The following is an 18,539-nucleotide window of genomic DNA, read 5'->3' as shown; positions in this document are numbered from 1 at the left end:
AGGGCCCCGGCGAAGCACGCCGTGCGGCTCAGTCGGCGGCGGCGCCCCGTGCGGACTCAGTCGGCGGCGGCGACGACCGCCGGACGCCGGGACGCGATGACTCTCTTCGCCAGCGTCTTCGGGCTGGTCAAAAAGCCCCAGCCCCAGGACATGTGCATGGTCGCGAGGGCGACGGGGATCTGCAGTCGCGACCGCAGCGGCAGGCCCCTGCCCGCGGGGAGGGAGCCCAGGGCGATCGCCGCGAGATAGCCGCCGGGGATCAGGAAGGCCCACGGGGTCAGCGCGGCACCCACGACGACGCCCGCGGCGATCGCGCACACCGCGGTCGGCGGGGCGAGGTACCGCAGATTGATGGAACCCTCGTGGTACCGGGCGACGACGTGCCGCCAGCGCCCGTAGTCCTTGTACTGCTTGGCCAGTGCCCGCACCGAGGGCCTCGGGCGGTACGACACCTTCAGCTCCGGGGAGAACCAGATGAGCCCGCCCGCCTCGCGGATGCGGAAGTTGAGCTCCCAGTCCTGGGCGCGGATGAACTCCTCGTTGTAGCCGCCCTGCTGCTCGAGCGCCGCGCGCCGGAAGACACCCAGATAGACGGTCTCCGCCGGGCCGGCGTCGCCGCCGGTGTGGAAGGCCGCGTTCCCGACGCCTATCTTCGAGGTCATGGCCGCGGCGACCGCGTGCTCCCAGTCGCTCTCGCCCTCGGCGTGCATGATGCCGCCGACGTTCTGCGCGCCGGTCTCCTCGAGCAGCCGCACGGCGGTCGCGATGTAGTTCGGCGAGAGCATGCCGTGCCCGTCCACCCGGACCACGATCGGATGGCGGGAAGCCTTGATCGCCGCGTTGAGGGCGGCGGGCGTACGTCCGGTCGGATTCGGGACCGTGTGCACACGCGGATCCTCGCGGACCAGTTCGGCCGCGATCTCGTCCGTGCGGTCCACGGAGGGACCAAGGGCGATCACGATCTCCATCTCGCCGCCGTACTCCTGGGCGAGGATCGCTTGGACGGCTCCGCGCAGATGCCGCTCCTCGTTGAGGACGGGCATGATCACGGACACGGCGGGGAGCGGCACGTGGGGCTTGGCGTTCATAGGAACCTCACGTTACCGCGAACGGGGGACCCCGATGCGCGCCGCCCGAGAGCCGCAGATCGTATCGGCCTACGGTGCTCAGGGATCCCACGACCAGCTCCGCGGAGGTCTCCCCCGTGCCCACGCCGACCCGCTCGCCCGCGCGCCGTCAACCGGTCCGCCGGTCCCCCGCACGGCGGCCGCAGGTGCGGCGCAGGAAGTCCGGCTGGGCGGCGCGGGTGGTCACCACGCTGTCCGTGGGGGTCCTCGCGGCAGGGGGTATCGGGCACGCGGCGCTCGCCCTGCTCGACGGCGGCATCTCCCGCATCGACCCCTTCAGGGACATGAAGGACCGCCCCGCCGCGGGCCACGGCATGAACATCCTCCTGGTCGGCACCGACGGCCGGGACAGGATCACGGAGAAGGAGCGCAGGGCGTACCGCCTGGGCGGAAACCCCTGCCACTGCACCGACACGATCATGATCGTGCACATCTCGGCGGACCGGGACCGGGCGACCGTGGTCAGTCTGCCGCGCGACACCTACACGCACATCGCGGCGCGCAAGGACCCGGCGACCGGGGCGCAGCACCCGGATCATCCGATCCGGCTGAACGCGGCGTACGCGGAGGGCGGCCCGAGCCTGACCGTGCAGACGGTCGAGAAGATGACGCACCTGAAGATCGACCACTACATGGAGGTCGACTTCATCACCTTCATGAAGACGGTGGACGTGCTCGGGGGTGTGCGGGTGTGTACCGCGCAGCCGCTCGAGGACCGCTTCACCGGGCTGAACCTGTCCGCGGGCACGCATGTGCTGGGCGGCGGGCAGGCACTGCAGTACGTACGGTCGCGGCACGTCGACGGAGCGTCCGACCTGGGCCGGATGCAACGGCAGCAGAAGTTCCTCGCGGCACTGATCGAACGGGCCACCTCCTCGGGGGTGCTGCTGAACCCGCTGAAGCTCCGGGACGTGACGCGGGCCGTGCTCGGCTCGGTGCGGGCCGACCAGGGCTTCGGGGCCGACCAGCTGATCGGGCTCGGCAGGGCGATGCGGAACTTCTCGCCGAGTTCGTCGGAGTTCACGACCGTGCCGATCGGGGACATGACCTTCCGGGACAAGGAGCTCGGCTCGACGGTGAAGTGGGACGACGCGAAGGCGGGAGCGCTGTTCCGGTCACTGCGCGACGACAAGCCGCTCGCCCCGCCCCGGCCGAAGAAGAAGGGACCTGCCGCGGTGGACGTCGATGTGCCCCCGCAACAGATCCAGGTGCAGGTCGAGAACGGGACACCCACGGAAGGGCTCGGCCGGCGTATGGACGACGGGCTCCTCGCCAGCGGGTTCCACACGACGCGCCGGCCCGCGAACGCGACGGACCGGACGGTGCGGCGCACGGTGATCGTCTACGATCCGCGCTGGGACCGCTCGGCGAAGTCCCTGGCGGCGGCCCTGCCCGGCAGTGAGCTGCGCCCCGCACCCGGCCAGGGCCCGACGCTGAAGGTGGTCGCGGGCGCCGACTTCAAGCAGGTGCGGCGGGTGAGGGCGGCCGAGCCGCAGAAACCGGAGCAGGTGGTGACCGGGGACCAGGTGGTGTGCCCGTGAGACATCTCCGGGGTCCTCGGCGCCGAGGTGCCGGTCCCGGCGCCCCGCCGTGCCTCCTCAGTCCTGGTGGCCCTCCGCGACCCGCTTCTCCCGCAGCTCCATGATCGCGCGGCGGCGGGCCAGACGATGGGTGCGGCGGATCTGGGCCTCCTGGTAGCGGCGCTTGTCCCGCTCCGTCTCCGGCAGGACCGGCGGCACCGTCCTGGGCTTGCCGTCGGCGTCGACCGCCGTGAAGACGAGATAGGCGGAACCGACCTGGGTGGGCGGCGTCGACTCGTTCCAGCGCTCGGCGAGGACCCGCACACCCACCTCCATCGAGGTGCGCCCGGTCCAGTTGACCTGGGCCTTCACATGTACGAGGTCGCCGACCCTGACCGGCTCCAGGAACGCCATCTCGTCCATGGACGCGGTGACGGCGGGACCGCCGGAGTGCCGGCCGGCCACGGCGCCTGCCGCGTCGTCGACGAGTTTCATGATCACACCACCGTGCACCGTACCCAGAAGGTTGGTGTCGCTGTGGGTCATGATGTGGCTGAGGGTGGTCCGGGACGCGGAGGTGGGCTTCCCGGGGACATCCCCCGTCGTTTGGCCCGGAATTTCTGATTCCGTGGCCGGGGCCTGGTCTGTCATGGCGTCCACCTTATGCGGGAGCGCACCCGGGGAGACTTTGTGTCAGCTTGGCAACAGCCCTGACCCCGTTCTTCTCCGGCCCTTGTCGGGCCCATACCTCGACCCTGCACACTGGGGCGCATGAACGATTGGCCCGAGGCATGGTCCGACGACAGTCGCGGCAACAGGTACGGACGCGGCAGCGCCGGCGCACAGCCGGAGAGTGCGCGCGCGATGCGGCAGGTCCGGCGCCAGCCCGGCGCGCCGCGTGACCCCCAGGGCGCGCCGCCGTACGGCAGGGTGCCGCAGCAGCCGACCTACCCGGGCGGTTACCAGGACGACCAGGGGTACGACAACGGCTACAACACGGGCCAGGTGTACGGCGGCGGCGGGAGACGCGGCGGCTACATACCCAACGACGACACCCAGGACCCCGAGTTCCAGCACTACCGGCCGCGCCCCAGCTGGGGCCGCCGCATCAAGTGGATCGCGATCACGCTGCTCACCGTCGTGGTCGTGACCTCGGTGGCCACCTACTTCTGGGCCGACTCCAAGCTCCACCGTGACGTCGACCTCTCCAAGGTCATCGACCGGCCGGCGGCGGGCCAGGGCACCAACTACCTGATCGTCGGCTCCGACAGCCGCGCAGGAATGTCCGCCGAGGACAAGAAGAAGCTGCACACCGGGTCCGCCGAGGGCAAGCGGACGGACTCGATGATGATCCTGCACGTCGGGGACAACGGCGACACGCTGATATCCCTGCCCCGTGACTCGGACGTGGAGGTCCCGACCTACGTGGGCTCCGACTCCGGCAAGACGTTCAAGGGCACCGGCCGGCACGTGAAGCTCAACGCGGCGTACGCCGAGGACGGCCCGACGCTCCTGGTCCGCACGATCGAGTACAACACCGGGCTGCACATCGACCACTACGTGGAGATCGGTTTCGCCGGCTTCGCGAACATCGTGGACGCGGTCGGCGGTGTCGACATCGACATCGACAAGGGCTTCAAGGACAAGTACTCGGGCGCCGACTTCCAGGCGGGCAAGCAGACCCTCAACGGTGAGCAGGCCCTGGCCTTCGTCCGCACCCGGCACGCCTTCGCCACGAGCGACCTGCAGCGCACGAAGAACCAGCAGAAGTTCCTCTCCGCCCTGGCCCACCAGGTGGCCACCCCGTCGACGGTCCTGAACCCCTTCAAGTTCTATCCGACGATGGGCGCGGGCCTGGACTCCCTGTCCGTCGACAAGGACATGAGCCTGTGGAACCTGGCGACCATGTTCTGGGCGATGAAGGGCGTCAGCGGCGGTGACGGCAAGTCCATGAACATGCCGATCTCCGGCTCGGCCGGCGGCAACCTGCTGTGGGACAAGGGCAAGGTGAAGACCTTGGTCAACGAGCTGAAGAACGACGAGCCGGTGACGGTGTCGGGGAACTGAGCCCCGGGCACTGGTACGCGGACAGGGCCTCGCCGAGCGGTACGGCGGGGCCCTTCGCGTACCCCCGAACGGTTCACCCACCAGGAATCCGCCGGGCCGCCGTGCGACCGTGAACCGAACCATGATCACGACCCACGGAGCCCGTCATGGCCGATCTTCAGGACGAACTGGACACCATCACCGAGGCCGTGGGCGGCCTCGCCCCTGCGCTCGAACCGCCGCCGCGGTCCGAGGACACCGCACCCGATGCGGCTACCGACGCTCTCGACCGCGCCCGCAGCTTCCTCGCGGGGCACCCCGTGGCGGTCGGCTACACCGGGGTGCCCTGGGCACTGCGACATCTGCCCCGGTACGACGTGGAGTTCGGCGAGGGGACCGGGAACGCGGACGTGCCGCGACTGCGGGAGGGGTATGTGGGCGCGCTGTTCTGGTCGCTGCACCTGCCGGGGGAGCCGACGGGCGACCGGGCCGCGCAGGCCACCCTCGACCGGCTCGACCTGGTGCTGACCGCGGTACGGGCCCACCGTGAAGGGCTGCGGCTGGCCGACGACGCCGCGCAGATCACCGATCTGCGCAACCGCAGCCGCGTCTCCGTCGTGATCGGTCCCGCGGGTGCCTGCGCGCTCGGCGACTCGCTCGGGGTCCTGCGCATCCTGCGAGCCCTCGGGCTCAGGCTCCTCACGCTCTCCGGCGTGTCCTGGGCGGGTGACGACGGACTCACCCGGTTCGGCGAGGAGGTGGTGCGGGAGATGGACCGCCTCGGCGTCCTCCCCGACCTCTCGGGCGCCTCGGCGGCCACGGTCCACCGCACCATCAGACTGTCCAGGGCTCCGGTCGTCTTCACCCGCTCCGGGGCCCGCGCCCTGCGCCCGCATCCGGTCAACCTCCCCGACGACGTGCTCGTCGAGCTGGGCCGGGCTCAGGGGCTGTGCCTGGTTCCGCTCGCACCGGAGCAGACGGGGCCCTCCGTGCGGGACGTCGCCGACCACCTCGACCACGTCCGGGAACTCGCGGGCCCGGAGTGCGTCGGCCTGTCGGGGGCCTACGACTCCGGGGCCGCGCAGACCTCGGATCTGGCGGACGCCTCCAGCTATCCGCCGCTGATCGCCGAACTCCTCGTCCGTGGCTGGACCGAGGCCGATCTCTCGCTTCTGACCTGGGGCAACGTCCAGCGCGTCCTGCGCACCGCCGACTTCACGGCCCGCGCCGCACAGCAGAGCCGGGGACCGTCCATGGCGAAGATCACCGACCTGGAGGGCTGACCCGGGACAGCACACCTAGGCGTGCTCGATCCGGCAGAGGCAGAACGGATGCCCGGCCGGATCCGCGTACACCCGGAAGTCCCGTTTGCCGTTCAGGTCGTTCACGTCCAGCGGGCGGGCGCCGAGCGCGAGCACCTTCTCCTGGGCCGCCTCGATCGCCTCGACGGTGTCACCGGCGTCGAGGTCGAGGTGCAGCTGCTGCGAGTCGGCGTCGGCCCTCGGCCACTCCGGCGGCTTGTGTTCCGGCGCCCGCTGGAAGGCGAGCCGGGGTCCCGCGGGTACGTGCAGGTCGACCCAGTCGCCGTCGCCCTCCACCGTGCCGCCCAGCACCTCGGCGTAGAACTCGGCGAGCGCACGTGGGTCCGGGCAGTCCAGGACGACGGACCGCATACGGGCGACGGGCAGTGCCATGGTGGGCCTCCTCGATGAGCCGGCGCCCTTTTCAGCAGGCGCAGAGACAGAACGGGTGCCCCGCCGGGTCCGCGTAAACGCGCCATGTGCGCGAGCGATCCGACGCGTCCAGCGGCTTGGCGCCGAGCGCGAGGACCCCCTTCTCGGCCGTGTCGAGATCGTCGACGACGAGATCCAGGTGGAACTGCTGCGAGTCGTCGGGGGCCGGCCACGCCGGCGGCACGTGCCCGGCCGCGGCCTGGAACGCCAGCGCCTGCCCGTCAGGTGCCTTGAGGTCGATCCAGTCGCCGTCGCCCTCCACCGTGCCGCCCAGCACCTCGGCGTAGAAACCTGCGAGTGCTCGGGGGTCGGGACAGTCCAGGACGACGACGCCCAGCTTGGCGAGAGCCATCACTTCCTCCTCGGAGTCTGCGGTTCGCGTCTGCGTGATCCACACGGATCAGGGGTTACCCATAGAGGCGTTCAACAGGTAACCGTTACCGCATGCTCCCGCACTGGAGGTAACGTCGCAAGGGGAATCGCGAAAGGTGGCGTCGCGCGCATGAGGTCGCAGACATGAGTGACAGACCCCCCGCCCCCGGCGGTCTCGCCCTGGTGGAGGCTCTGGTCAACACCGTGGACCTGGAGTCGGGCAGCGATCGCCTGGACACGCCCGAGGGACGCGCCGAGCTCGGCGTCGGCGAGCAGGAGCTGGCGGACGTACGCGAGCTGCGCGAGTCCCTGCGCGCCGTCTGCCTGGCGCACGCGGGCCATCCCCCGCACCGCGAGGTGACGCCCCTGGGCGACCTGCTGGCCCGGGCGCCGCTGTACGTCGCCGTCGACGCACGGGACGGTTCGGCGCTCCTCGCCCCCGTCGAGGAAGGGCCCCTGCTCTCCAGGGTGGCCGCCGCCGTCGCGGAGTCGCTCACGGCGGGCACCTGGCTGCGTCTGAAGGCCTGCGAACTGCCGCTGTGCCACTGGGCCTACTACGACCGCAGCCCGGCCGGGAAGGGCCGCTGGTGCTCGATGGCGGTGTGCGGGGCGCGCGCGAAGATGCGGCGGTACCGGGCGAAGTAGGCGAACGGCCCGCGGGGTCGGGGACTCGCCGGTCGCCGTTGGGGGCCGTGGGGCAGAATGCAACCGGACGCCGGTCCGGCCGACTGAGCCTCGGCCGGACCGGCGTCACCGGTTTCGCTACGCCGTGGGGCGGCCCATCGCCCGGTACGTCCACCCCGCCCGGCGCCACAGCTCCGGGTCGAGCGCGTTGCGGCCGTCGAGAACGATGCGGGAGGCGGCCTCCCGGCCCAGCTCGGCCGGGTCCAGCTCGCGGAACTCCCGCCATTCGGTCAGGTGGAGCACGACGTCGGCACCGCGGACCGCCTGGAGCGCGGAGCCGGCGTATCCGAGCGTCGGGAACAGGCGCCGGGCGTTCTCCATGCCCTTGGGGTCGTAGACCGTGACCTGACCGCCCTGGAGGTGTATCTGCCCGGCGACGTTCAGCGCCGGCGAGTCACGGACGTCGTCGGAGTCGGGCTTGAACGTCGCGCCCAGCACCGCGACCCGCTTGCCGAGGAAGGAACCACCGCCCAGCGCCTCGCGCGCCATCTCCACCATCTGACCCCGGCGGCGCATGTTGATGGAGTCGATCTCACGCAGGAAGGTCAGCGCCTGGTCGGCGCCCAGTTCGCCGGCGCGTGCCATGAAGGCCCGGATGTCCTTCGGCAGACAGCCGCCGCCGAAACCGATCCCCGCCCGCAGGAACTTCCTTCCGATCCGGTCGTCGTAGCCGATGGCCTCGGCCAGCCTGGCGACATCGCCGCCCGCGGCCTCGCAGACCTCCGCCATCGCGTTGATGAAGGAGATCTTGGTGGCGAGGAAGGAGTTGGCGGAGGTCTTCACCAGCTCGGCCGTCGGGAAGTCGGTGACTACGAAGGGCGTCCCTTCGGCGACCGGCGTCGTGTACACCTCGCGCAGCAGTTTCTCGGCCCGGTCGCTGCGCACGCCGACGACGATCCGGTCGGGGTGCAGCGTGTCCTGGACGGCGAAGCCCTCACGCAGGAACTCCGGGTTCCAGGCCAGCTCGGCGTCCGCGCCCGCGGGCGCGTGCTCGGCGAGGTAGGCGGCGAGCCGGTCCGCGGAGCCCACGGGCACCGTCGACTTGCCGACGACGAGGGAGGGGGCCCTCAGATGCGGGGCGAGCGAGGCGATCGCAGCGTCGACGAAAGACATGTCGCAGGCGTACTCGCCGTGCTTCTGCGGGGTGTTCACGCAGACGAAGTGGATGTCGCCGAACGCGGCCAACTCGGCCCAGTCCATGGTGAATCTCAGCCGTCCCGTGGAGCCCTCGATGCCCGCGACGTGCTTGCGCAGCAAATCCTCGAGACCGGGCTCGTACATGGGGACCTCGCCCCGCTGGAGCATCTCGATCTTCTCCGGCACGACGTCGAGACCGAGCACCTCGAACCCGAGCTCGGCCATGGCGGCGGCGTGCGTGGCGCCGAGATAACCGGTCCCTATGACGGTGATCTTGAGGCTCATGGGGTGCTCCAGGGGGGACGGCGGTGAATCGGTGCCCGAGCATAGCCGGGCCTCTCGGCGGGCAGGTTTCCCGCTGTCGCCAAGCTCACGTATCACTCGTGTGGGCGTACCCCTAAAATTTGGGTTACTTAACGGTAATTAGCGTCGGCACCGCAGCTTCCTTGGAGCGTGAGAGACCTTGGCCGGATCGGCTGAATTCGACCTGTACCGCCCGTCCGAGGAGCACTCCATGCTCCGCGACGCCATTCGCGCGCTGGCCGAGGCGAAGATCGCGCCGTACGCCGCCGCGGTGGACGAGGAGGCGCGCTTCCCTCAGGAGGCGCTGGATGCCCTTGTGGCGAACGACCTGCACGCGGTGCACGTGCCCGAGGAGTACGGCGGCGCCGGCGCGGACGCCCTCGCCACGGTCATCGTGATCGAGGAGGTGGCGCGTGCCTGCGTGTCGTCCTCGCTGATCCCGGCCGTGAACAAGCTCGGCTCCCTGCCGGTGATCCTCTCCGGCTCCGAGGAGCTGAAGAAGAAGTACCTGGGGCCGCTGGCCAAGGGCGACGCGATGTTCTCGTATTGCCTTTCCGAGCCCGAGGCCGGATCCGACGCGGCCGGTATGAAGACGAAGGCCGTCCGTGACGGCGACCACTGGGTCCTCAACGGTGTGAAGCGCTGGATCACCAACGCGGGCGTTTCCGAGTATTACACGGTCATGGCCGTGACCGACCCGGAGAAGCGCTCCAAGGGCATATCGGCCTTCGTCGTCGAGAAGTCGGACCCGGGTGTGTCCTTCGGCGCCCCGGAGAAGAAGCTCGGCATCAAGGGCTCCCCCACCCGCGAGGTCTACTTCGACAACGTCCGCATCCCGGCCGACCGCATGATCGGCGAGGAGGGCACCGGCTTCGCGACGGCGATGAAGACCCTGGACCACACCCGGATCACCATCGCCGCCCAGGCGCTCGGTGTCGCCCAGGGCGCCTTCGACTACGCCAAGGGCTACGTCAAGGAGCGCAAGCAGTTCGGCAAGGCGATCGCCGACTTCCAGGGCATCCAGTTCATGCTCGCCGACATGGCGATGAAGATCGAGGCGGCCCGCCAGCTCACCTACGCGGCCGCCGCCAAGTCGGAACGCGGCGACAGCGACCTGACCTTCCAGGGCGCCGCCGCGAAGTGCTTCGCCTCGGACGTGGCGATGGAGGTCACCACGGACGCGGTCCAGTTGCTGGGCGGTTACGGCTACACGCGCGACTACCCGGTCGAGCGGATGATGCGCGATGCCAAGATCACTCAGATCTACGAGGGCACCAACCAGGTCCAGCGGATCGTGATGGCGCGCAACCTGCCGTGACACCGCGGCCGGTCACGGCTGCGCACGGAGGTTTCCGGGGCACCCCGCGGGGTGCCCCTTTCCGTGGTGCGCGGCGGATCCCGTCCGTGGATCGGGGGCGTGGGCCGGACCCACGCCCCCTCGCTGTCAGCGGTCCAGCTCTTCCAGCGTCGCGTTCGACGGGCCCCGCCTGGCCTTCAGGCCCCGTGCCACGTCCTCGGCCGCACCCAGCACGCGCACCGCGTTCTGCCAGGTCAGCTTGGCCAGGTCGGACTTCGACCAGCCGCGGTCGAGCAGTTCGGCGATCAGGTTCGGATAGCCCGAGACATCGTTGAGGCCGTCCGGCGTGAAGGCCGTGCCGTCGTAGTCGCCGCCGATGCCCAGGTGGTCGACGCCCGCAGCCTCACGCATGTGGTCCAGATGGTCGGCGACCGTCCCGACGGTCGCGACGGGGCGGGGGTTGCGCTCCGCGAAGGCGCGGTGGACCTTCATCGCCTGCGGGGTCGTGTCGAGGTGGTGGAAGCCGTGCGTGCGCATGTTCTCGTCCGCGGCGGCCGTCCAGTCGACCGCCGCACGCAGCACGAACTTGGGGACGAACGTCACCATCGCCACGCCCCCGTTGGCGGGCAGGCGCTCGAGGACGTCGTCGGGGATGTTGCGCGGGTGGTCGCAGACCGCACGGGCGGAGGAGTGCGAGAAGATCACCGGGGCGTCCGTGGTGTCCAGCGCGTCCCGCATCGTCGTCGCCGCCACGTGCGAGAGGTCGACCAGCATCCCGAGGCGGTTCATCTCGCGCACGACCTCGCGGCCGAAGGCGGTGAGGCCGCCTGCCGCCGGCCGGTCGGTCGCCGAGTCCGCCCACGCGACGTTGTCGTTGTGGGTGAGGGTCATGTACCGCACGCCGAGGTCGTACAGTCCGCGCAGGGTGCCGAGCGAGTTCGCGATCGAATGGCCGCCCTCCGCGCCCATCAGCGACGCTATGCGGCCCTCCGCGCGCGCCGCCTCCATGTCGGCGGCGGTCAGCGTCCGTCGCAGGTCCGCCGGATAACGCTCCGTCAGCTGCCGTACGCAGTCGATCTGTTCCAGCGTCGCGGGCACCGGGTCGGGCAGATCGCTGCGCACGTACACCGACCAGAACTGCGCCCCGACCCCGCCCTCGCGCAGCCGCGGCAGGTCGGTGTGCAGGTGCTCGTTCTGATGGTGGGCGATGTCGCGGGCGTCCAGGTCGTAACCGACCTGCTCGCGCAGCGCCCAGGGCAGGTCGTTGTGCCCGTCGACCACCGGGAACTCGCGCAGCAGGTTCCGGGCCGCCTCCAGGGAGGGCGAGGTCACCGGCGTCACTTCCCCGTGCCGAAGCCGAAGCCCGCCGTCGCGCCCTCGACCTTGGAGCGCAGCCGTTTGCCCTTCTCGGTGGCCTGGTCGTTGAGGTCCTGCTGGAAGTCGCGCATCTTCCCGAGCAGGTCCTCGTCGTGCGCGGCGAGAATGCGGGCCGCGAGCAGCCCTGCGTTGCGGGCACCGCCCACCGAGACCGTCGCCACCGGAACACCGGCGGGCATCTGCACGATCGACAGCAGCGAGTCCATGCCGTCGAGGTACTTCAGCGGGACCGGGACGCCGATGACGGGCAGCGGGGTGACGGACGCGAGCATCCCGGGCAGGTGCGCGGCGCCTCCGGCGCCCGCGATGAGCACCTTCAGACCGCGGTCCGCCGCGTGCTCACCGTAGGAGATCATCTCGCGGGGCATGCGGTGCGCGGAGACGACGTCGACCTCGTACGCGACCTCGAACTCGTCGAGGGCCTTGGCGGCGGCCTCCATGACGGGCCAGTCGGAGTCCGACCCCATGACGATGCCGACCAAGGGGAAGGGGCGCGCGTCAGCGCTCGTTGAGGGGTGGTGGTCGGGTGACGGGAGGGCAGAGCTCATTCGGTGATGGTGCCTCTCAGGTAGCCGGCAGCGTGACGTGCGCGCTCCAGCACGTCGTCCAGGTCGTCGCCGTAGGTGTTGACGTGTCCGACCTTGCGGCCGGGCTTCACGTCCTTGCCGTACATATGGATCTTGAGCTGGGGGTCCCGGGCCATGCAGTGCAGATACGCGGAGTACATGTCGGGGTAGTCGCCGCCCAGCACGTTGACCATGACGGTCCACTTGGCCCGCGGGCGCGGGTCACCGAGCGGGAGGTCGAGGACGGCCCGTACGTGGTTGGCGAACTGCGAGGTGATCGCGCCGTCCTGGGTCCAGTGGCCCGAGTTGTGCGGGCGCATCGCCAACTCGTTGACGAGGAGGCGGCCGTCGCGGGTCTGGAACAGCTCGACGGCCAGGTGGCCGACGACGCCGAGTTCCTTGGCGATCGTCAGGGCCATCTCCTCGGCCCTCAGCGCCAGCGCCTCGTCCAGATCGGGGGCGGGTGCGATCACGGTGTCGCAGACCCCGTTGACCTGCTGGGACTCCACGACCGGGTACGCCACCGCCTGTCCGTGCGGGGACCGCACGACATTCGCGGCCAGCTCCCGCACGAAGTCGACCTTCTCCTCGGCGAGGACCGGGACGCCCGCCCGGAACGGCTCCGCGGCCTCCTCGGGCGACGTCACGACCCATACGCCCTTGCCGTCGTAGCCGCCGCGGACGGTCTTCAGGACGACGGGGAAACCGTCGCCCTCTGCCGCGAAGGCGACGACGTCCTGCGGATCGCTCACGATGCGGTGGCGCGGGCACGGCACCCCGATCGAGTCGAGCCTCGCCCGCATCACGCCCTTGTCCTGGGCGTGCACGAGCGCGTCCGGGCCGGGGCGGACGGGGATGCCGTCCGCCTCCAGGGCCCGCAGGTGCTCGGTGGGCACGTGCTCGTGATCGAAGGTGATCACGTCACAGCCCTGCGCGAAGGCACGCAGCGTCTCCAGGTCGCGATAGTCGCCGACGACGACATCGTGGACCACCTGCGCCGCGGAGTCCTGGGGGGTGTCACTGAGGAGCTTGAACCTGATGCCGAGCGGGATGCCCGCCTCGTGTGTCATACGAGCGAGCTGTCCACCGCCGACCATGCCGACTACCGGGAACGTCACGCACCTAGGGTATCGGCCACGCGGACACGGCCGGTTTCCGTCCCCGCGGGACGGCTGCCCGCGACCGGACGGCGTTCCGTCGGCCCGCTTCCCTGCTGCTTTCTTTCCGTCCTCATGAACCGGTCCACAGGCGGCGGCCACCTGCGCTGGTTAGCATGGCGGAGTTGACGGAACCGCTCGGCGCGTCCTGCCGGGCCGGCGCACGCGACGGACCGAATCGACGACAGGACCGACCCGACGGGGGCTGGCAACACCATGGGCAGTGGTTCCACAGGCCTGAAGAGCAAGCCCCCCGGCGCGATGCGCCGGCAGTTCGACCAGCTCATACGTGAGATCGCCAAGTTCGGCGCGGTCGGCGGTGCGGGGCTGCTGGTCAATCTGCTGGTCTTCAACCTCGTGCGGCACGCCACCGGGCTCCAGGTGGTCCGTGCCAGTGTCATCGCCACCGTCGTGGCGATCGTCTTCAACTACATCGGGTTCCGCTACTTCACCTACCGGGACCGCGACAAGAGCGGCAGCACCCGTGAGATATCACTGTTCCTGCTGTTCAGCGCCGCGGGCCTGGTGATCGAGAACGGCGTCCTGTACATCGCGACGTACGGGTTCGGCTGGGACACCCCGCTGCAGAGCAACATCTTCAAGTTCCTCGGGATCGGACTCGGCACGCTGTTCCGGTTCTGGTCCTACCGCTCCTGGGTCTTCCGGACGCTGCCGGCCGGTGAGGCCGTGGCAGGTGCGGAGTCCATCCTCGAGGCGGCCGAGCGGCAGCGCCGTCAGGGCCAGCGCGTCAACCGCTGAGTCGGCTCCTCGTCCGACCCGGTGCCGCGGGCGGCCTCCGGCACCGGTCGACCCGTCCCGGTTCCCGCCCGCCCCGGACACTCATCTGACCATGGTCCCCGGCTCGTCCGGCTCGTCCCCCTGGGAAGCCGTCTTCAGAGGAGTGCGGGACAGGAACAGGCCGAAGACCGGCGGCTGGGTCTGGAGCATCTCCAGTCGGCCGCCGTCCGCCTCGGCGAGATCGCGGGCGACCGCCAGCCCGATGCCCGTGGAGTTGCGGCCGCTGATCGTGCGCTCGAAGATGCGGGAGCCCAGCTCCGCCGGCACGCCGGGTCCTTCGTCAGTCACCTCCACGACGGCCTGGTTGCCCGTGACACGGGTGCGCAGGGCGACGGTGCCGCCGCCGTGCATGAGGGAGTTCTCGATCAGGGCGGCCAGCACCTGGGCGACGGCGCCCGGCGTGCCCACGGCCCGCAGATGCCGCTTGCCCGAGCTGACGATGGCCCGTCCCGCGCTGCGGTAGGCGGGGCGCCACTCGGCGAGCTGCTGCTGGATGACCTCGTCGAGGTCGAAGGAGACCGCGGAGCCGGTGCGTGGGTCGCGGGCGTTGGTCAGCAGCCGTTCGACGACATCCGTGAGCCGTTCCACCTGCGTCAGCGCGATGGTCGCCTCCTCCTTCACCGTGTCCGGCTCGTCGGTGAGGGTGATCTCCTCCAACCGCATGGAGAGCGCGGTGAGGGGCGTGCGCAGCTGGTGGGAGGCGTCGGCGGCCAGTCGGCGCTCGGCCGTGAGCATGCGCGCGATCCGCTCGGCGGAGGAGTCGAGGACATCGGCGACCCGGTCCAGTTCCGGGACTCCGTACCGCTTGTGGCGCGGCCGAGGATCGCCGGAACCGAGCCGTTCCGCCGTCTCGGCGAGGTCGGTGAGCGGGGAGGCGAGGCGGTTGGCCTGGCGTACGGCGAGCAGGACCGCGGCGATGATCGCGAGCAGTGCGACCAGGGCGATGATCAGCAGCGTGCGGCCCACTTCCCGGGTGACCGTGGAGCGGGGCTCCTCCACGCGGACCGTCTCACCCTCCTCGCCCTTGGCCGTGGAGTGGATGACGTCCCCCACGGGCTTGGTGCCCACCTCGATGGGGGGCTGGCCGGGGATGCCGATGACCGCGTACCGGTCGCCCGTGACCTGGGCCTTGAAGACCGCGGCGGTGACCTTCTCGTCGCCGAGGAGCCGGCTGTCCACGATGCTGGCGAGCCGCAGCGCCTCGGAGTCGACACGTTCCTGCGCGCTGTTGCTGATCGTCCGGGTCTCGACGATGACGAGCGAGATGCCGAAGACGGCGATCACCACGAGGACGACGGCGAGGGTGGACTGGATGAGACGACGACGCACGGGGCCCTCCGGGCAATGGCTCTACGACGACCAGTGTGCCCCGGGCACTGCCTGCGCCGCGGGCCGGGGCAGCACCCTCGTGACGGGCGAGGAGCCCCCACGACCGGCCACGAGCGCCGCGGGCCCGCACCAGCGCGGCAGCGGTCGGCGCGCACGACGGCCGTCCCGGCCGAGCCCCGGCGGCGGCGACCGGGGTCTGTCGTCTGGATCGGGTCGGCTGAGAGGGACTGCGCCTTTCGGTCGACCCGAGCGGGGCGTGGCGACGCGGAGCGGCGGCGACCGTCGACAACGCGGCAGCTGCGTGTGCCGCACCCCGGGACGCCGGCCTGACCCGGACGACCGGCCCTAGCTCTTCTCGAAGCGGAAGCCCACTCCCCGTACCGTCGCGATGTAGCGCGGGTTGGCGGCGTCGTCCCCCAGCTTCTTGCGCAGCCAGGAGATGTGCATGTCCAACGTCTTCGTGGACGACCACCACGTGGTGTCCCAGACCTCGCGCATCAGCTGGTCGCGCGTGACGACCCGGCCCGCGTCCCGGACGAGGACCCGCAGCAGATCGAACTCCTTGGCGGTGAGCTGGAGCTCCTCGTCACCCATCCACGCCCGGTGCGACTCGACGTCGATGCGCACCCCGTGCGTGGCGGGCGGCTGCGCGGGTTCGGTGGAACCGCGCCGCAGCAGCGCCCGGACGCGGGCGAGCAGCTCGGCGAGCCGGAAGGGCTTGGTGACGTAGTCGTCGGCACCCGCGTCGAGACCCACGACGGTGTCCACCTCGTCGGCGCGCGCGGTCAGGATCAGGATGGGGACGGTGTGGCCCTCGGCGCGCAGCCGGCGGGCCACCTCCAGGCCGTCCATGCCGGGCAGGCCGAGGTCCAGCACGACCAGGTCGACGCCGCCCTGCATTCCGGCGTCGAGCGCGGTGGGTCCGTCCTCACGCACCTCGACCTCGTACCCCTCCCGGCGCAGGGCACGGGCCAGGGGCTCCGAGATGGACGCGTCGTCCTCGGCGAGCAGTACACGGGTCATGGGGTGATGGTAGTCCGCCCGGGACAAGAGCAAAGGTGTGATCCAAGGTGTGACCGGCAGGGGGCATTTCTTACCTTCGTGTGCAGGCGCGCACCGCCGTCGGCGCCGGTCACGGAGCGCAGTCACGCCCGTTCGCCACAGGTGTCATTCCGCGTGGAGACCTTCGAATGGGCGCCCCCAGTTCCGGTATCACCTGTGATACCGGTCTCGGTCCTTCCGTTCGCGCCGCTCCGATGACGTATGGTGACCGGAACGCCTGTAGCACCACCTGGGACCTTTGGCGGGCACTTGACGCTGAAGGTCTCTTTTGCGTGCGAGCTGGTTCTCACCAGCCTCGAAAGGAATGACCTATGGCCGGGCCTTCGGCGCTTTGACGCGCGTAGAGGCGTGGATCCCGGTGGTCGCCGTCCACCGCTCCGTGAGCGGACACCCCGTGGGCGTGGGGCGGACGGCCGATCCCGCCGGTGCCGGCCGCCAACCGGGCATGCGACCCCCGGGCTTCGGCCCCGCCCGATCCGGGGACCCCCACGCGCATGCCCCGACCAGCAAGGAACGACCATGGCGTCCAGCCTGACGAAGGACTCGGTCCGACCGGGCAATCCCGGTTCCGAGAAGACCTTCTTCGGCCACCCCCGCGGACTGGCCACACTCTTCATGACCGAGATGTGGGAGCGCTTCTCCTACTACGGCATGAGGGCTCTTCTCCCGCTGTACCTGGTCGCCCCCGGCGGCCTGCACCTGAGCGCGGCCGGTGCGACCGCGATCTACTCGGTGTACGTGTCGCTCGTATACCTGCTCGCCCTTCCGGGCGGCTGGTTCGCGGACCGTCTCCTCGGCCCGCGGAAGACGGTCGCCCTGGCCGGCTTCATCATCATGCTGGGCCACCTCACCCTGGCCCTGCCGTCGGCCGGCACGTTCTACGCCGGGCTCGGACTCGTCGCCATCGGCTCGGGTCTGCTGAAGGCCAACATCTCGACGATGGTCGGCCACCTCTACAACGGCCCGGACGACGCGCGCCGCGACGGTGGCTTCACGATCTTCTACGTCGGCATCAACCTGGGCGCCTTCGCCGCACCGCTGGTCATCGGCACCATCGGCGAGAACGTCAACTGGCACCTGGGCTTCGCGCTCGCCGCGCTCGGCATGGCGCTCGGCCTCGGCCAGTTCCTGCTCGGCGGCCGCCACCTGAGCGAGCGTTCCAGCCACGTCCCGACCCCGCTGACCGCCGAGGAGAAGGTCTCGACGCTGCGCAAGTCGGCGCTGTGGGCGGCCGTCGCGATCGTCTTCTACGCGATCGTCGGCTTCTCCGGTGTCTACACCCTGAACTGGCTGCTGGTCCCGATCACCGTCGCCGGCCTGGTGATCCCGATCCTGGTGATCACCCGGATCAAGCGGGACAAGGACCTCGACCGCACCGAGCAGTCCCGGATGACCGCCTACATCTGGTTCTTCGTGGCCGCGGCCGTGTTCTGGATGATCTACGACCAGGGTGGCTCCACCCTGTCGATCTTCGCCGACTCGTCGGCCAAGAACACGATCTTCGGCTGGGACTTCCCGGTCTCCTGGTACCAGTCGGTCAACCCGGTCATGATCATGGCGCTGGCCCCGGTCTTCGCGTGGCTGTGGCTGGCGCTCAACCGCCGCGGCAAGGAGCCCGGCACGGCGGTGAAGTTCGCCTCCGGCCTGGTCCTGGTCGGCGCGTCCTTCTTCCTGTTCCTCGCCCCGCTCGGGATCGCCGACGGCGGTCACAAGGCCGCGGCGCTGTGGCTGGTCGCGATCTACTTCGTGCAGACCGTCGGTGAGCTGACGCTCTCCCCGGTCGGCCTCTCGGTCACCACGAAGATGGCCCCGGCGAAGTACGCCTCCCAGATGATGGGTGTCTGGTTCCTGGCCGTCACCGCCGGTGACGCCACGACCGGTCTGCTCTCCATCGCGGGCGTCGACCTGAACACGACGGGCATCGTGACCCTGGAAGCGGCGGTCGCCGTGGTCGCCGGTGTGGCGGTGCTGATGTACCGCAAGAAGGTCAAGGAACTCATGGGCGATGTGCACTGACGTCGCTCCCGAGGC

17 protein-coding genes are annotated in these 18,539 nt (G+C 70.4%); 7 read left to right on the top strand and 10 right to left on the bottom strand.

All coding sequences use genetic code 11. From position 1 onward, the window contains the following. Positions 1–56: 56 nt before the first annotated feature. Positions 57–1,088, bottom strand: a complete 1,032-nt coding sequence (locus ADL25_RS28985; RefSeq protein ID WP_059130785.1) for a glycosyltransferase family 2 protein — start codon at positions 1,086–1,088, stop codon at positions 57–59. Between the two features lie 116 nt (positions 1,089–1,204). Between ADL25_RS28985 and ADL25_RS28980 the strand changes: the two genes are divergently transcribed. Next, positions 1,205–2,668 (top strand): LCP family protein, encoded by a 1,464-nt coding sequence (locus ADL25_RS28980; protein WP_079050638.1) that lies wholly within the window; start codon positions 1,205–1,207, stop codon positions 2,666–2,668. Positions 2,669–2,725: 57 nt separating this feature from the next. On the opposite strand, the gene ADL25_RS28975 is transcribed toward ADL25_RS28980, so the two are convergent. Further along, on the bottom strand, positions 2,726–3,298 hold the full coding sequence (locus tag ADL25_RS28975; protein WP_059130783.1) for an acyl-CoA thioesterase: 573 nt from the start codon (positions 3,296–3,298) through the stop codon (positions 2,726–2,728). Positions 3,299–3,418: 120 nt separating this feature from the next. Here ADL25_RS28975 and ADL25_RS28970 point away from each other — a divergent pair, with 120 nt between their 5' ends. Then, on the top strand, positions 3,419–4,714 hold the full coding sequence (locus ADL25_RS28970) for an LCP family protein (protein WP_079050630.1): 1,296 nt from the start codon (positions 3,419–3,421) through the stop codon (positions 4,712–4,714). A 146-nt stretch (positions 4,715–4,860) separates the two neighbouring features. Next, positions 4,861–5,976 (top strand): dipeptidase, encoded by a 1,116-nt coding sequence (locus ADL25_RS28965; RefSeq protein ID WP_059130781.1) that lies wholly within the window; start codon positions 4,861–4,863, stop codon positions 5,974–5,976. A 15-nt stretch (positions 5,977–5,991) separates the two neighbouring features. Here ADL25_RS28965 and ADL25_RS28960 read toward each other — a convergent pair whose 3' ends face one another. Both ADL25_RS28960 and ADL25_RS28955 read right to left on the bottom strand, forming a co-directional pair. Further along, a complete protein-coding gene (locus ADL25_RS28960) occupies positions 5,992–6,387 on the bottom strand; it encodes a VOC family protein (RefSeq protein WP_059130780.1) in 396 nt (131 codons plus the stop codon). A 31-nt stretch (positions 6,388–6,418) separates the two neighbouring features. After that, on the bottom strand, positions 6,419–6,778 hold the full coding sequence (locus ADL25_RS28955) for a VOC family protein (RefSeq protein ID WP_059130779.1): 360 nt from the start codon (positions 6,776–6,778) through the stop codon (positions 6,419–6,421). 164 nt (positions 6,779–6,942) lie between these two features. Between ADL25_RS28955 and ADL25_RS28950 the strand changes: the two genes are divergently transcribed. Beyond that, positions 6,943–7,443, top strand: coding sequence for a CGNR zinc finger domain-containing protein (locus ADL25_RS28950; RefSeq protein WP_059130778.1), 501 nt, complete (start codon positions 6,943–6,945; stop codon positions 7,441–7,443). 117 nt (positions 7,444–7,560) lie between these two features. On the opposite strand, the gene ADL25_RS28945 is transcribed toward ADL25_RS28950, so the two are convergent. Beyond that, positions 7,561–8,904 carry a UDP-glucose dehydrogenase family protein gene (locus ADL25_RS28945; protein ID WP_059130777.1) on the bottom strand — a complete coding sequence of 448 codons (1,344 nt, stop codon included), beginning with the start codon at positions 8,902–8,904 and terminating at the stop codon, positions 7,561–7,563. A 178-nt stretch (positions 8,905–9,082) separates the two neighbouring features. Between ADL25_RS28945 and ADL25_RS28940 the strand changes: the two genes are divergently transcribed. Beyond that, positions 9,083–10,240: an acyl-CoA dehydrogenase gene (locus ADL25_RS28940; protein ID WP_059130776.1), complete on the top strand. Its 1,158-nt coding sequence runs from the start codon at positions 9,083–9,085 to the stop codon at positions 10,238–10,240. Positions 10,241–10,366: 126 nt separating this feature from the next. Here the strand turns inward: ADL25_RS28940 and ADL25_RS28935 are convergent, their stop codons facing one another. From ADL25_RS28935 to ADL25_RS28925, 3 genes are all read right to left on the bottom strand, one after another. Then, positions 10,367–11,551: a dipeptidase gene (locus ADL25_RS28935; RefSeq protein ID WP_059130775.1), complete on the bottom strand. Its 1,185-nt coding sequence runs from the start codon at positions 11,549–11,551 to the stop codon at positions 10,367–10,369. 5 nt (positions 11,552–11,556) lie between these two features. Then, positions 11,557–12,063: a 5-(carboxyamino)imidazole ribonucleotide mutase gene (purE, locus tag ADL25_RS28930; protein WP_059130835.1), complete on the bottom strand. Its 507-nt coding sequence runs from the start codon at positions 12,061–12,063 to the stop codon at positions 11,557–11,559. A gap of 77 nt (positions 12,064–12,140) precedes the next feature. Then, positions 12,141–13,280 carry a 5-(carboxyamino)imidazole ribonucleotide synthase gene (locus ADL25_RS28925; RefSeq protein WP_059130774.1) on the bottom strand — a complete coding sequence of 380 codons (1,140 nt, stop codon included), beginning with the start codon at positions 13,278–13,280 and terminating at the stop codon, positions 12,141–12,143. Between the two features lie 255 nt (positions 13,281–13,535). Here ADL25_RS28925 and ADL25_RS28920 point away from each other — a divergent pair, with 255 nt between their 5' ends. Further along, on the top strand, positions 13,536–14,078 hold the full coding sequence (locus ADL25_RS28920) for a GtrA family protein (RefSeq protein WP_059130773.1): 543 nt from the start codon (positions 13,536–13,538) through the stop codon (positions 14,076–14,078). An 81-nt stretch (positions 14,079–14,159) separates the two neighbouring features. On the opposite strand, the gene ADL25_RS28915 is transcribed toward ADL25_RS28920, so the two are convergent. Next, the gene (locus ADL25_RS28915; RefSeq protein WP_059130772.1) at positions 14,160–15,446 is read right to left on the bottom strand and encodes an ATP-binding protein; all 1,287 of its coding nucleotides are present in this window, start codon (positions 15,444–15,446) and stop codon (positions 14,160–14,162) included. Between the two features lie 345 nt (positions 15,447–15,791). Next, positions 15,792–16,469: a response regulator transcription factor gene (locus ADL25_RS28910; RefSeq protein ID WP_059130771.1), complete on the bottom strand. Its 678-nt coding sequence runs from the start codon at positions 16,467–16,469 to the stop codon at positions 15,792–15,794. Positions 16,470–17,027: 558 nt separating this feature from the next. Between ADL25_RS28910 and ADL25_RS28905 the strand changes: the two genes are divergently transcribed. After that, positions 17,028–18,524: an oligopeptide:H+ symporter gene (locus ADL25_RS28905; RefSeq protein WP_059130770.1), complete on the top strand. Its 1,497-nt coding sequence runs from the start codon at positions 17,028–17,030 to the stop codon at positions 18,522–18,524. The last annotated feature ends 15 nt before the right edge of the window (positions 18,525–18,539 follow it).

Source organism: Streptomyces sp. NRRL F-5122, assembly GCF_001507435.1.
In the GTDB taxonomy this organism is placed as follows: domain Bacteria; phylum Actinomycetota; class Actinomycetes; order Streptomycetales; family Streptomycetaceae; genus Streptomyces; species Streptomyces lannensis.
Note: the sequence above shows the minus strand (reverse complement) of the source record. Positions and strands in the feature narration are given on the sequence as shown.

Bases quoted from the DNA above. Each gene is read 5' to 3' on its own strand.
- ADL25_RS28970 (WP_079050630.1), top strand. From the start codon at position 3,419: ATGAACGATTGGCCCGAGGCATGGTCCGACGACAGTCGCGGCAACAGG.
- ADL25_RS28910 (WP_059130771.1), bottom strand. From the start codon at position 16,469: ATGACCCGTGTACTGCTCGCCGAGGACGACGCGTCCATCTCGGAGCCC.
- ADL25_RS28975 (WP_059130783.1), bottom strand. From the start codon at position 3,298: ATGACAGACCAGGCCCCGGCCACGGAATCAGAAATTCCGGGCCAAACG.
- purE (WP_059130835.1), bottom strand. From the start codon at position 12,063: ATGGGGTCGGACTCCGACTGGCCCGTCATGGAGGCCGCCGCCAAGGCC.
- ADL25_RS28955 (WP_059130779.1), bottom strand. From the start codon at position 6,778: ATGGCTCTCGCCAAGCTGGGCGTCGTCGTCCTGGACTGTCCCGACCCC.
- ADL25_RS28945 (WP_059130777.1), bottom strand. From the start codon at position 8,904: ATGAGCCTCAAGATCACCGTCATAGGGACCGGTTATCTCGGCGCCACG.
- ADL25_RS28905 (WP_059130770.1), top strand. From the start codon at position 17,028: ATGGCGTCCAGCCTGACGAAGGACTCGGTCCGACCGGGCAATCCCGGT.
- ADL25_RS28965 (WP_059130781.1), top strand. From the start codon at position 4,861: ATGGCCGATCTTCAGGACGAACTGGACACCATCACCGAGGCCGTGGGC.
- ADL25_RS28985 (WP_059130785.1), bottom strand. From the start codon at position 1,088: ATGAACGCCAAGCCCCACGTGCCGCTCCCCGCCGTGTCCGTGATCATG.
- ADL25_RS28920 (WP_059130773.1), top strand. From the start codon at position 13,536: ATGGGCAGTGGTTCCACAGGCCTGAAGAGCAAGCCCCCCGGCGCGATG.
- ADL25_RS28960 (WP_059130780.1), bottom strand. From the start codon at position 6,387: ATGGCACTGCCCGTCGCCCGTATGCGGTCCGTCGTCCTGGACTGCCCG.
- ADL25_RS28950 (WP_059130778.1), top strand. From the start codon at position 6,943: ATGAGTGACAGACCCCCCGCCCCCGGCGGTCTCGCCCTGGTGGAGGCT.